Annotated in this window: 9 protein-coding genes and 1 riboswitch; of the genes, 5 read left to right on the top strand and 4 right to left on the bottom strand. The window is 57.6% G+C overall.

Features of this window, described 5'->3' with window-relative positions; genetic code table 11:
• The first annotated feature begins 2 nt into the window (after nt 1-2).
• Both MJO47_RS01340 and MJO47_RS01335 read left to right on the top strand, forming a co-directional pair.
• Complete coding sequence (locus MJO47_RS01340; RefSeq protein WP_253959323.1) at nt 3-1,799, top strand: chloride channel protein; 1,797 nt, start codon at nt 3-5, stop codon at nt 1,797-1,799.
• Complete coding sequence (locus tag MJO47_RS01335) at nt 1,792-3,987, top strand: ATP-dependent helicase (RefSeq protein WP_253959322.1); 2,196 nt, start codon at nt 1,792-1,794, stop codon at nt 3,985-3,987. Before MJO47_RS01340 ends, MJO47_RS01335 begins: the two co-directional genes overlap by 8 nt.
• A 2-nt stretch (nt 3,988-3,989) precedes the next feature.
• Here the strand turns inward: MJO47_RS01335 and MJO47_RS01330 are convergent, their stop codons facing one another.
• Nucleotides 3,990-4,664: a hypothetical protein gene (locus tag MJO47_RS01330; RefSeq protein WP_253959321.1), complete on the bottom strand. Its 675-nt coding sequence runs from the start codon at nt 4,662-4,664 to the stop codon at nt 3,990-3,992.
• Between the two features lie 153 nt (nt 4,665-4,817).
• Nucleotides 4,818-5,894 carry an alanine--glyoxylate aminotransferase family protein gene (locus tag MJO47_RS01325; RefSeq protein ID WP_253959320.1) on the bottom strand — a complete coding sequence of 359 codons (1,077 nt, stop codon included), beginning with the start codon at nt 5,892-5,894 and terminating at the stop codon, nt 4,818-4,820.
• Nucleotides 5,895-5,950: 56 nt separating this feature from the next.
• Nucleotides 5,951-6,036, bottom strand: a riboswitch (ZMP/ZTP riboswitch).
• Between the two features lie 275 nt (nt 6,037-6,311).
• Here MJO47_RS01325 and groES point away from each other — a divergent pair.
• From groES to ltrA, 3 genes are all read left to right on the top strand, one after another.
• Entirely contained in the window at nt 6,312-6,602 is a 291-nt protein-coding gene (groES, locus tag MJO47_RS01320; protein WP_253959319.1) for a co-chaperone GroES, read from the top strand.
• 35 nt (nt 6,603-6,637) lie between these two features.
• The gene (gene groL, locus MJO47_RS01315; RefSeq protein WP_253959318.1) at nt 6,638-8,278 is read left to right on the top strand and encodes a chaperonin GroEL; all 1,641 of its coding nucleotides are present in this window, start codon (nt 6,638-6,640) and stop codon (nt 8,276-8,278) included.
• A 1,283-nt stretch (nt 8,279-9,561) separates the two neighbouring features.
• Complete coding sequence (ltrA, locus tag MJO47_RS01310; protein WP_253959317.1) at nt 9,562-11,262, top strand: group II intron reverse transcriptase/maturase; 1,701 nt, start codon at nt 9,562-9,564, stop codon at nt 11,260-11,262.
• Nucleotides 11,263-11,432: 170 nt separating this feature from the next.
• On the opposite strand, the gene MJO47_RS01305 is transcribed toward ltrA, so the two are convergent.
• Together MJO47_RS01305 and MJO47_RS01300 are read right to left on the bottom strand one after the other, a co-directional pair.
• Complete coding sequence (locus MJO47_RS01305) at nt 11,433-12,407, bottom strand: thiamine biosynthesis protein (protein WP_253959316.1); 975 nt, start codon at nt 12,405-12,407, stop codon at nt 11,433-11,435.
• Between the two features lie 144 nt (nt 12,408-12,551).
• Nucleotides 12,552-12,863, bottom strand: a complete 312-nt coding sequence (locus tag MJO47_RS01300; protein ID WP_253959315.1) for a cytochrome c3 family protein — start codon at nt 12,861-12,863, stop codon at nt 12,552-12,554.
• Nucleotides 12,864-12,886: the final 23 nt, after the last annotated feature.

Below are 12,886 nucleotides of genomic sequence, written 5' to 3'. Positions count from 1 at the left end.
TCTTGCGTATTCGAAAGAGATGGCTCTTTGCCTGGCTGCGCCGCCGCAGCACCGCTTTTCTCAGCCACTTCCGCATCAGCGAGAACACCTTCATGGCCACCCTGGCGGTGGTCATCGGCCTGCTCTCGGGGCTTGGCAACTACGCCTTCCGCAAGACCATCGATTTTTTTCACTGGCTGATCTTCGAGCATGGTGGTGCCCTGTTGGGCATCTCGATGACGGAGTGGAGCTGGAGCCGGTTGCTGCTGGTCTTTTTTCCGGTCATCGGCGGGCTGCTGCTGATTCCTTTCGGGCTCTTTTTTGCCCGGGACATGCGTTACGGTTTTCCCGCCTTTCTGGAGCAGGTCAATCTGCGCGGTGCCAAGATTCCCGGCCGTACTATTTTTACCCGCGGACTGGCCAGCGCCATCACCATAGGCACCGGCGGCTCGGCCGGACAGGAAGGGCCCATCGCCCAGATCGGCGGGGCCATCGGCAGCCAGTTCGGCCAGGCCTTCAAGGTCAGTGGTGACCGTCTCAAAGTGCTGGTGGCCTGCGGGGTGTCAGGCGGCGTGGCCGCCACCTTCAACGCCCCCATCGCCGGCGTTTTTTTCGCCCAGGAAATCGTTCTGCTTTCCTCGTTCGAGCTCTCCAGCTTCACCTCCATCGTCATTGCCAGCGGCATGAGTACCGTCGTCTCCCGCGCCCTGCTCGGCAACGTACCGGCCTTCGCCGTGCCCCCCTATGTCATGGGCAGCGCCTGGGAAATAGCCCTCTATGTTCTGCTGGGCATGATCATCGGCGTGCTGGCGGCCGCTTTTATCGATGTGCATTTTCGCGTCAAGGAAGTCTTTGACAAACTGCGTCTGCCCCCCCTGGCCAAGCCGATTTTCGGCGGTCTGCTCGTCGGCGTCATTGGCGTCTTTTTTCCGGCGGTGTTCGGCAACGGCTACGAATTCATGGAAGCGGTCATGCACGGCGAAGGGCTATGGTACCTGTTGGCTGCGCTTATCCTGATGAAGGCGCTGGCCACGTCCATCACCCTGGGAAGCGGTTTGCCCGGCGGACTCTTTGCCCCGTCCCTCTATATCGGCGCCGTCACCGGCGGCGCTTTCGGCAAGCTGGCTCAGATCATCTTCCCGTCGGTGGCCGCATCGCCGGGCGCCTACGCACTGGTCGGCATGGGAGCCTTTCTGTCGGCAGCCACCCATGCGCCCATGACCGCCATCTTCCTGCTCTTTGAGATGACGTCCTCCTACGAGGTCATCATCCCCATTATGCTTTCCTGCGTCATCGGCACCGCCATCAGCCGCCACTTCAAGAAGGACAGTCTGGACACGGTGGAGCTGTCGCGGGCCGGCATCAATCTGGAGGCGGGCAAGGAACGCAACATCATGAAGTCGATCAAGGTGCGCGAAGTCATGAGCGGCTCGCCCGAGTCGATTCCGGAAAACATGACCCTGGGGCAGTTCGCCAATTTCACGGCCACCACCCGACACACCAATTTCCCTCTGGTGAGTGCCACGGGGGAGTTGACGGGCATCATCTCCGTACAGGATTTCATGGGGGTCGTCTTCGAGCGCGACCTGCGGGATCTGATTGTGGTGAAAGAGCTGGCGACTCTCGACGTCATCACCGTCACCGAAGACGAGGATCTCGATCAGGCCATGCGCAAGATCGGCTACCGCAACATCGAGCAGTTGCCGGTGGTGGACCGGGAGGGGAGCAACCGGCTGGTGGGGATTATCTCCCGGCGGGACATGGTCGCCGCTTACAATCGGGCCCTGATGACCCGTACCCTGGAGGACGCCGATGATTGATCTGCTGGCCGGGCTCAATGCGCCGCAGCGGCAGGCGGTGGAACAGACCGAGGGTCCTCTGCTCATCCTGGCCGGGGCCGGCTCGGGCAAGACGCGCACCCTCATTCATCGTATCGCCTATCTACTGCATCATCAGAAAGTCGCCCCCTGGGAAATTCTCGCCGTCACCTTCACCAACAAGGCTGCTGCCGAAATGAAGGAGCGTCTGGAGCGCCTGCTCGGGCAGGAGGAACTTCCCTGGGTCGCCACCTTTCATGCTACCTGTGTGCGCATCCTGCGGCGTGAAATCGGTGCCCTGGGGTTTACCACCAACTTCACCATCTACGATGATCAGGATCAGCTGCGCCTGCTCAAGGACATCCTTAAGGAGCTGCACGTCCCCGAAAAGGTGGCCAAGGAACGCGCCGCCGCCACCTTCATCGATCAGTGCAAGAATCGGGGGCTTTTCCCGGCCGAGCTGGAGGGGCAGGATTCGCCCGACGAGGCCCTGATCCGGGTTTATGACCTCTATCAGCGGAAGATGCAGCAGGCCAACGCGCTGGACTTCGGCGATCTCATCCTCTACACCATCGCCCTGTTTGAGAAGCATCCCGAGGTGCTCGACCGCTACCGTCGCCGGTTCCGCTACATCCTGGTGGATGAGTTCCAGGACACCAATCAGGTCCAGTACCGGCTGGTGAAGCTGCTGGCTTCGGGCTACGGCAACCTGTGCGTGGTTGGTGACGACGACCAGTCCATTTATGCCTGGCGGGGGGCCGAGATCAGCAATATCCTCGGTTTCGACCGGGACTTTCCCGGCACCCAGGTCATCCGCCTGGAGCAGAATTACCGTTCCACTACCACCGTCCTGGAGGCGGCCGGTCATGTGGTCGCCCGCAATCTCGGCCGCAAAGGCAAGACCCTGTGGACGGAAAATCCGGAGGGGGAGAAGATCACCCTGGAGGCCCTGGCCGATGACCTGGAAGAAGCCCGCTATGTCGCCGGAGAAATCGCCCGCCTGAAGAAATCCGGCCGTCCCCTGCGGGACATCGCCGTCTTCTACCGCACCAATGTGCAGTCCCGTGTTCTGGAAGAAGCCCTGCGCGGCCAGGGGCTGCCCTACGTCATGTTCGGCGGCCTGAAATTCTACAGCCGCATGGAGATTAAAGACGTCCTGGCCTATTTGCGGGTACTCGTCAATCCGGCCGACTCGGTCTCGGCCCGGCGCATTATCAACGTGCCGACGCGGGGCATCGGCGCCGCCACCGTGGAGCGGATCGGCCAGTATGAAGAAGAGGCCGGCGGCTTTCTGCCCGCTTGCCTGGCGGCTTTGGATCATGGTGCGATCCGGGGCGCCGCTGCCAAGAAGGTCGGCGAGTTCGTGGCCCTCATGGACGATTACCGTGCCCGCCTGGAGCACATGCCTTATCCCGCCCTGACGGCGGCGCTTATCGATGACAGTGGCTATGGGCCGATGCTGCGCGACGAGCGCACGGAAGAGGCGCGGGGCCGGCTGGAAAATCTGGAGCAGCTGCTGGCCGGCATGGAGGAACATTACGGCTCGGAAGGGACTCTGCAGGATTACCTGGAGCAGGTTTCTCTCATCACCGATCTCGACTCCTACGATCCCAGCCTCGACCGCGTCACCCTCATGACCCTGCACGCTGCCAAAGGGTTGGAGTTTCCCATCGTCTTCATGACGGGCATGGAAGAGGGCCTCTTCCCCCATGCCCGTGTGGGGGCCGATGACGGCGACGTCGAGGAGGAGCGCCGTCTCTGTTATGTGGGGATGACCCGGGCCATGGAGAAGCTCTATCTGACCCAGGCCCGGCGTCGCCGGGTTTACGGCAGTTTTCAGTTCAATCCCCCCAGCCGCTTTCTGGAAGAGATACCCGCTTCGCTGCTGGCCGGCAGCGAGACGCCGTCCCTGAAAAAGCCGGCGCAGCACAACCTGGCTTCCATCTTCGAGCAGATGGAGCCGGCTCCCTTCGCCGACGAGGATGAGGATTTCTTCGAAGAGGAAGTACGTGTCGTTCCCGAGGCCGAAGAGGGCTTGCGTATCGGCATTCGCGTCCGTCATGTCAAATTTGGCGTCGGCACGGTACGGCGCCTGGAAGGGAGCGGCGACAACCAGAAGGTCATCGTCTATTTCAATACGGTGGGCCCCAAAAAGCTCCTGCTTAAGTTTGCCGGACTGGAGCCGGCCTAAAGTCAGGGCAGTCGACTCACCAGGCGGGTTGAGGCCTCACGTACGACCTGCCGGAAGGTGATGGGTTTCTCCTGAAAGGTGTCATAGGCGAAATTCACCTCGTCCATTCCTTCCCAGACGATGCTGCCATCCCAACTGTCCCAGACGGAGAGAAAAAGGCGGACGTTGCCCGACTTGGTCTGGAAGAGGCGCAGACCAAAGAAGCTGAGCCGGCTCTGGCTGTTCTGGGAGAAATTGGCCAGTTTGAGCTGGGCCAGATAACGGTGTCCGGTCATCTCACCCACCTTCATCAGCGCATCCTGCTTGAATATACCGGTAAAGTGATACTCTTCGAACATGCTGCGGTATTCCGTGGCCATGCCATTGCGGTTGATGTGGCCGATGGTTTCCGACAGGGTGGACAGGGGGATGTCGGGGCGGTGTTTCTCCAGAGCCAGGGCAAAGATCAGCGCCACGCTCTGCCGGTCTTCTTCCTGGCCGGTGACGGAGGTGGGGGTGATGACGGCGAGACCGTAGGTTTCCAGTTGTTTTGCTTCGAGGGATACGTTGTGAGTCTGCGCCGTACCGTCAATCTGTTTGAGGCAGCCGCTGAGTGTGAGGGCGGCCAGAACACTCAACAGTAGAGTCAGGGCGCGCGTAAGCTTCAGAGGGCGGGTGGGTCTGCTGGCGTATCGCATAGTGGCCTCCCTGGCACGAAGGGCAGCGAATCTCTTACTTTTAATTATACACCCTTCTGGCCGTCTCACCGGCTCCGGTGGCAACTGACCTTGAAAAAAACGCCCCGCAGGAAAGACGATTCCTGAGGGGCGTTGTGATGTCGCGGGCTACTCTCAGCCTCGGGCCTCAGGTAGAAGCTCCTCCAGCAGGGTGAATAATTCCTCCAGATCGGCCGGGGTGAAGTCGGCCATGTGTGGAATGCGGAAGGTCTTGTTCTTGATTTTGCCGTAGCCGTTGTCAATGGCGTAGCCCCGCTCGCTGGCCAGCTTCTTCAACTTTTCCAGATCGGTGCGCTGGTCGTTTTGCCCGGCAGTCAGGGTCATGGAACGGTAGCCCTCGGCGGCGAAGAGACCGAATCCCTGCGCCTGGATCCACTGGCGGGTCATCTCAGCCATCTGCCGGTGGCGGGCGTAACGGTTGTCGAGCCCTTCCGCCATCATTTTGGCGAGCTGGTGGTCGAGGGCGTAGATGAGGCTGATGCAGGGCGTGCTGGGGGTGTTGTCCTTGAGATCATTCTGCTCGAACTCTTCGAAGTCGAAGTAGTAGCCGCGATCGGGCGTCGTCTTCGCCTTGTCGAGAGCCCGGCGCGATACGGCGAAGACGGCCAGCCCCGGCGGCAGGCCGAAAGCCTTCTGCACGCCGGCCAGACAGACGTCGGTCTGCAGGGCGGCCAGGTCGAGCGGGACGGCGCTCATGGAGGAGACGGTGTCGACAATAAAGGAGACCTCGGGATATTTCTTCATGACTTCGGCGATCTCGGCCAGAGGAGACATGACGCCGGTGGAGGTCTCGTTGTGAACGACGGTCATGGCGTCGTACTTGCCGCTGGCCAGGGCGCTGTCGACCATTTCCGGCGTGATGGGCTGCCCCCATTCGGCGCTGAACAGATCGGCTTCGAGCCCGCAGCGGCGGGTGACGTCGTGCCATTTGGCGCTGAAGGCGCCATTGGCGAAGTTCGCGCAGCGCTTCTGCACCAGATTGCGTACAGCCCCTTCCATGACCCCGAAGGCGCTGGAGGTGCTGAGAAAGACGGGATCGCTGGTATTGAGAAGCGTCTTGAGGGCCCGGGTCACCCGCTGATGCAGGACAGCGTATTCTTTCATACGGTGCCCGATCATGGGGGCGCACATGGCCTCCATGACGTCGCGACTGACTTCTACCGGTCCGGGGATGTAAAGTTTCTTGCCCATCGTCGAGGTCTCCTTACTCGTAGGGACAAAATAAAAAACGCCTGGCTCCAGTGATGATGGGGAGCCCAGGCGAACGGCTGACCGGGCCTTGATATCCTGCTCCCCGGTGGTATCCCACCTTTCGCCAGTCACAGGAGGCCCTTGAATTGTTCGGTTAATCTGGCGACTCATTAGCATATCCGCCGGGGCGCTGTCAAGCCGTTCGCGCCAACGGTCGCCCCGGTTCAGGCAAATGGCGGGGCTGGACTGGACGGTTGAGAATTTTCTCCAGAAACCCCTTGACATTCTATCTGAGCTGATTATATTTAGCGCTGTTGTTAGCACTCCCTGTGAATGAGTGCTAACAACAGCGCTGGCGAAAGGCCTTGGGAGTCTATCCCTGATTTCATTTTAGAGTGAGAAGAAAGGAGCAGAAACATGAACATCAGACCGCTGCACGACCGTATCATTGTGGAAAGAGTGGAAGAAGAGACCATGACCGCCGGGGGGCTCATCATCCCCGACTCCGCTAAAGAAAAGCCCCAGCAGGGTGTTGTTGTTGCCGCCGGCAAAGGCAAGGTGACCGAGGACGGCAAGGTGCTTGGCATGGACGTCAAGGTGGGCGACAAGGTGCTGTTCGGCAAGTACGCCGGTACCGAAATCAAGATTGAAGGCAAAGAATTTTTGATGATGCGCGAGGATGACATTCTCGGCGTCGTTGAAAAGTAATCCGTATATCAAATCTGACAAGGAGGATATAGATTATGGCAGCTAAGGAAATCAAATTCGGGCAGGACGCCCGTGCAAAAATTCTCAAGGGCGTTAACGCCCTGGCCGATGCCGTCAAGGTAACCCTGGGCCCCAAGGGTCGCAACGTGGTCATCGAGAAGTCTTTCGGCGCGCCTTTGATCACCAAGGACGGCGTCACCGTCGCCAAGGAGATTGAACTCGACGATAAGTTTGAAAACATGGGCGCCCAGCTCGTCAAGGAAGTCGCTTCCAAGACTTCCGATGTTGCTGGTGACGGCACCACTACCGCGACCGTACTGGCCCAGGCCATTTACCGCGAAGGTGTCAAGCTGGTGACCGCCGGTCACAATCCCATGGAAATCAAGCGCGGCATCGACAAGGCGGTTGAAGTCTGCGTTGCTTCGCTGAAAGAGCTCTCCAAGCCCATCAAGGATCACAAGGAAATCGCCCAGGTTGGCACCATCTCCGCCAACAGCGACAAGACCATCGGCGACATCCTGGCCGAGGCCATGGAGAAAGTCGGCAAGGAAGGGGTTATCACCGTCGAGGAAGCCAAGTCGATGGAGACCACTCTGGAGACCGTCGAGGGCATGCAGTTCGACCGCGGCTATCTCTCCCCCTATTTCGTGTCCGATGCCGAGCGTATGGAAGCCGTCCTCGAAGACGCGCTGATCCTCATTCACGACAAGAAGATCAGCAATATGCGCGATCTGCTGCCCATTCTTGAGCCGGTGGCCAAGCAGGGCCGTCCCCTCATGATCATCGCCGAGGACGTGGAAGGTGAAGCGCTGGCCACTCTGGTGGTCAACAAGCTGCGCGGCACCCTGAACGTCGCTGCCGTCAAGGCTCCCGGCTTCGGTGACCGCCGCAAGGCCATGCTTGAAGATATCGCTGTCCTCACCGGCGGCAAGGTGATCTCCGAAGACATCGGCTTCAAGCTGGAGACCGCTACTCTCGATATGCTCGGCCGCGCCAAGCGCATTGTCATCGACAAGGACAACACCACCATCATCGACGGCGCCGGTGCCGAAGCCGACATCCAGGCTCGCGTCAAGACCATTCGCGCCCAGATGGAAGAGACCAGCAGCGACTACGATCGCGAGAAGCTGCAGGAGCGGCTGGCCAAGCTCGTCGGCGGCGTCGCCGTAGTCAAGGTCGGTGCGGCTACCGAGACCGAGATGAAAGAGAAGAAGGCTCGCGTTGAGGACGCTCTGCACGCCACTCGCGCCGCTGTTGAGGAAGGGATCGTCCCCGGAGGCGGTGTCGCTCTGCTGCGCTGCATCGCCGGTCTGAACTCCCTCAAGCTGGCCGGCGAAGAACAGTTTGGTGTCAATATCGTCAAGCGCGCTCTCGAAGAGCCTCTGCGTCAGATCGCTGCCAACGCCGGCATGGAAGGCTCCATCGTCATTGACAAGGTACTCAGCAAGAAGGGGTCCTTCGGTTTCGATGCTTCCGCCGACGTCTATGGCGACATGATCGAAAAAGGCATCATCGATCCGACCAAAGTGTCCCGCAGCGCCCTGCAGAACGCCGCTTCCGTGGCCGGTCTGATGCTGACCACCGAGGCCGTTATCGCCGAACTGCCCAAGGACGAAGCGATGCCCGCCATGCCCGGCGGCATGGGCGGCATGGGCGGCATGGGCGGCATGATGTGAGTGCGACGAGAGTCGCGTAGGTAGCTAGCCTAAAAGGTACCACGCTAGTAGCGAGGGGGGCTTTGTCCCCCTCGCAAATGCTACGCAGCAGGACTTCTTCGTAAGCCCTGAAAAACCTTTAAAATTAGCATAAAATCCCGGTGTCCGGGCTTATTGTCCGGACCTGGAAACTCGTCTTGCATATATACATCCCTACGGGATTATACATACAAGATGCACAGGTATTGGATAATAGTCCAATATCCCTCAATGAGAGGGGTAGCTTAGTGTGCTGGTTGAACTAGAGTTAATCAGCTCTCGGAAGAACCCTTTCAAAGGTTGCAAGAAAATCTTGCTGCCATCAAGAAGATTGGGTAATTGCGCGAAACGACAAGCTGCCCACCACTTCACAAGTGATAGATTCCTACGGCCAAAATGCTCTTTGACCAAACGCGTCTATCAATCAATGAATGTCTTTCGGAAAACATCCCGAAGGCATCCTCTCAAAGAAGGAATTTCTGTTGCTGCTTCTTATAAAGCAGTAACGGGGATATCCAGGATCATTATGCTAGCGGCTGCTAAGCCTGCCGGCGTAAGCCAATCCTTGCATTGTCTCGACCAAAAAATAAAAATATTTTTGGTAGTGAGACCAGTTGTCCGACCAACTGTAGCCTAGGGGTAGTGCGTCACTGGTAACGGTGAGGTGCGAAGCTCCCTGACAATGTACCCCCGTATCTGCGGATTTTGATCATCGTGAGATGACAGAATGATACTGCCAGCGACACGGTCGTTGAGGGACTAGGCTGGATGGTATGGTTAACACATGTGAACTGCTGATAAACACCGTCAACCGCACAGAGCCAAATGTCGCTGATAGGCTCTAACCAAAAGGTATGTGACAGGACCGTCCTCTTCCATCTGGGGCGGCGTCGGCAAAATTGTCACCGGTGAAAAGGCAGAACCTAACCCATTCGTGTGCAAGGATTGGAACTCGGTAAGCCCGTATTTCCGCCCACTGGGCAGGTGAGCCGTGAGGCGAGCTGTTGGGAGTGCGGGTAAAGGATGCCGGAGAAAGCGAATGCCTGACTGTAATGGTCGGGATAGGAGCCATTGCTCCGACCCGAAAGGGTGCAGACTTCCGGCGGGTCTTTATGCGTGTGAACACGTGTAAAGCTCTCTAAAAACGGACGGGCATAAACCCAGTCCACAATCAGAACTCCGAAGGGAAAAAGAAACACATTTTCCCTTCGGGGGAGAGGTGCGTCTTTTGTCCCCTAGGTGTTCCAACACAGGAGGACAGCAAGATGAGCACCGAAAAACAGGGGCCTGCGTCCTTCCATTTTCCGGAACACTGGCATGCCATCGATTGGTATCGGGTGCAAAGGAAGGTGAGAGGGCTACAGGTCAGGATCGCGCAGGCGACCAAAGAGGGTCAATGGAGACGTGTTAAACAGCTACAGCGTCTTCTGGTCCGCTCGTTTGCAGCTAGGGCATTGGCTGTCAGACGAGTTACCGAAAACCGGGGCAAAAGAACGCCCGGTATAGATGGGGAGTTGTGGAGTACCCCTAACTCCAAATGGAAAGCCATCGAGCGGTTGAAACGGACAGGATATCGTCCCAAACCGCTACGTCGGATTTATATTCCGAAGTCGAACGGCAAGCGTCGTCCGCTCGGAATCCCGACGATGTCAGACAGAGCCATGCAGGCGCTTTACCTGCTGGCCCTCGAACCGGTCTCGGAAACAACCGCTGACCGGAACAGCTATGGCTTCCGTCCACAGCGTTCCACGGCCGACGCAATTGAGCAATGTTTTGTCAATCTCAGTCGCAAGAACTCGGCCGAGTGGGTTTTGGAGGGAGATATCAAGGGATGCTTCGACAACATCAGCCACGACTGGTTGCTTGAACATGTTTCTATGGACAAGCAGGTTTTAAGGAAATGGCTGAAAGCGGGCTACATGGAGTCGAACCGCTTCAATCCGACAGAGGCCGGTACTCCGCAAGGAGGTATTATCTCGCCGGTATTGTCTAACCTTGCGCTTGATGGTTTGGAAGGAGTGCTTGAGGAACATTTCGGGCAGAAGAACACCAAGAAGAGCTACAAGACCAAGGTTAACTATGTGCGTTATGCAGATGATTTCATCATTACCGGCATCTCGAAAGAGTTGTTGGAAACAGAAATCAAGCCGATTGTCGAAGCCTTTATGCTGGAGCGCGGTCTGCAACTGTCAGCAGAAAAGACGGTAATAACGAATATTTCTGAAGGGTTTGACTTTCTTGGCCAAAATATCCGCAAATACAATGGCAAAATGCTGATCAAGCCGAGTCGGGGTAATATGCGGGCGCTCTTGGCCAAGGTGCGGAACGTGATTAAGCGGAATCCAACGGTACCCACGGATATTTTGATAAAACGACTCAATCCCATATTAAAGGGTTGGGCTAATTATCATCGACATGTGGTTGCCAAGGAGACCTACAATTATGTCGATTACCGTACTTGGAAACTCCTGTGGAAATGGTGCCGTCGGCGACATTCAAAACGCCAAAAGCGCTGGATTAAAGAAAAATACTTTAAAACAGTGGGTACCCGGAACTGGGTTTTCCAGAGTGTCAGCAAAAATGGGGATCATTTTTCACTCATCTATGCTAACGACACGCCCATCAAGCGGCATACTAAGGTTCAGTCTGAAGCGAATCCGTACGACCCAGAGTGGGAGATTTATTTTGAGAAACGCCACGAGCGGATCTGGAAAGACTCCTATGTGATTAGACGGAAACTCTACGGACTCTGGACGGAGCAGGACAAGCGATGCTTGGTTTGTCATCATCCCATCACCAAAGACACAGATTGGGATATTCACCATCTGGTTCGGCGGATTGATGGGGGAAGTGACAACCTCTCCAATTTGGTACTGCTGCACCCCACCTGCCATACGCAGCTACATGCTGCCGGTTTAAGGGTGAGGAAGCCGGTTCGGTCATTGACCGGACTTATAAAGGCTTGAGCGGAGTGCGGGGAAACTCGCACGCTCCGTTCTTAGGGGAGGGGCGGCCAGCAATGGCCGCTCCTTACCCGACTGACCGCTGCTCTTTGAGCTGCACTGGAACAACCAAAAAATCCCCCGGAAGCAATTCCGGGGGATTTTTTTTGAGCTGATAAGAAAGGGCTGGCGGATCAGAGAATGTAATCGGCGACCCGCTCCCGGGGCATAGGCGACACTTCGACGGTCCAGCTCTGCTCCCCCTGCCGCAGCAGCACCTCCAGGCGCGGTTCGTCCTTACCCTTGCCATAGGACGCCAGAATGGCCGCGGCGGTGGTCAGATCGGCAGGAGAGGCGTCGCCGGTGACGACACCAAGGGGGCCGGAAAAGTTGAGCGTGCGCAGGAGGATGTCCTCCGGGCGAAGGAGGCTTTTCAAGGCCTCATTGCTGACCTTGTCCCGGCCGAGGGTCAGTTTGGCGCTGTCCGACAATCGGTACTGGCGCCCGAGTTTGAGGTATTCGACGTCGATGACGCTGGCTTGCGGGTTGTACGCGAAGAGGTCTTTCAAGCGCCCGGCAAAGGATTTTTCCGTCAGCAGACACCCCCCCCCCGAACCGGGGTATTCTACCAGTTTCCATTCGCGGGCCAGTTCTTCCTGTCGGCGTCGGGTGCGTCCCTGAATATCCAGCAGGCGTTCACGATCAACCAGCCCCTGTTCTTCCATGGGGGTGATGGGCAGCAGTTTGGCGCTCAACGGCCGCAGGATGCGATTAGGGAAGTCCGAATAGTTGGCCACGGCTTTGAGAGCGCTGAGATTCTGGCTCATGGGGCGCTGCCCAAGCACCTCACCGGAAAAGAGGAAGTCATACCCTTCATCGTTCATGATGCGCCCCGCCAGTCGGAACATCATGGCATGGCAGTCGATGCAGGGGTTCATGTTGCGCCCGTAGCCGTATTTGGGATTTTTCAGCATCTCCAGGTGGATGTCGCCGATATCCCGGATCAACAGGGGGATGCCGATCTGGGAGGCGGCTTTTTCAGCTTTTTCCGAACCGAAAAACGGAGTGACAAAAACGATGCCCGTGACATCAACGCCTTGCCGTTTCAGGACCATGGCGGCCAGAATGCTGTCGAGACCGCCGGAAATCAGGCCGAGGCCTTTGCTCATAACGTTACTCCTTGCATGGTGCTGTGTGCGCTCAGGCTGTCTGCTGCACTGAGGTAAGAGGGGCGCCCGGCTTTAGAGCCGCTTGCCGGAAACAAAAAAAGAGGCCCGTTGCCGGGCCTCCGGGATGTGGGTCTGTCGAAAAGTTTATTTTTTGTGACACCTGGCGCAGTTGCCTTTAGCGTCGAAGGCCAGTTGGCCGTTGTGACAGATGCCGCACTGTTTGCCGGCGTAGATTTCGTCCATGGTGATGGTCACGGTTCCTTTTTTCATGGCCGGAAAGGTGTCCTTGTTGTGGCACTGGGCGCAGCTTTTGGCGGCATCGTTATGCAGTTTGCCGTCAAAAATCACTTTTCCCATCGGGCTCTTGTCAAACTCGAGGGTTCTGCCCGGGGGGACAGCGAGGGCTGCGGTGGCACCAAAGGCGAACAGAACAAGAACGAAAGCCAGTTTTTTCATGGTAAATCTCCTTCACATAAGGT

The organism is Desulfuromonas sp. KJ2020, assembly GCF_024197615.1.
Classification (GTDB): domain Bacteria; phylum Desulfobacterota; class Desulfuromonadia; order Desulfuromonadales; family SZUA-540; genus SZUA-540.
This window is presented reverse-complemented; position numbering and strand designations above follow the sequence as displayed.

What these genes read in the sequence shown, in the direction of transcription:
- MJO47_RS01305 (WP_253959316.1), bottom strand. Translation starts at nt 12,407, where the DNA reads ATGAGCAAAGGCCTCGGCCTGATTTCCGGCGGTCTCGACAGCATTCTG.
- MJO47_RS01325 (WP_253959320.1), bottom strand. Translation starts at nt 5,894, where the DNA reads ATGGGCAAGAAACTTTACATCCCCGGACCGGTAGAAGTCAGTCGCGAC.
- ltrA (WP_253959317.1), top strand. Translation starts at nt 9,562, where the DNA reads ATGAGCACCGAAAAACAGGGGCCTGCGTCCTTCCATTTTCCGGAACAC.
- MJO47_RS01335 (WP_253959322.1), top strand. Translation starts at nt 1,792, where the DNA reads ATGATTGATCTGCTGGCCGGGCTCAATGCGCCGCAGCGGCAGGCGGTG.
- MJO47_RS01330 (WP_253959321.1), bottom strand. Translation starts at nt 4,664, where the DNA reads ATGCGATACGCCAGCAGACCCACCCGCCCTCTGAAGCTTACGCGCGCC.
- MJO47_RS01300 (WP_253959315.1), bottom strand. Translation starts at nt 12,863, where the DNA reads ATGAAAAAACTGGCTTTCGTTCTTGTTCTGTTCGCCTTTGGTGCCACC.
- groL (WP_253959318.1), top strand. Translation starts at nt 6,638, where the DNA reads ATGGCAGCTAAGGAAATCAAATTCGGGCAGGACGCCCGTGCAAAAATT.
- groES (WP_253959319.1), top strand. Translation starts at nt 6,312, where the DNA reads ATGAACATCAGACCGCTGCACGACCGTATCATTGTGGAAAGAGTGGAA.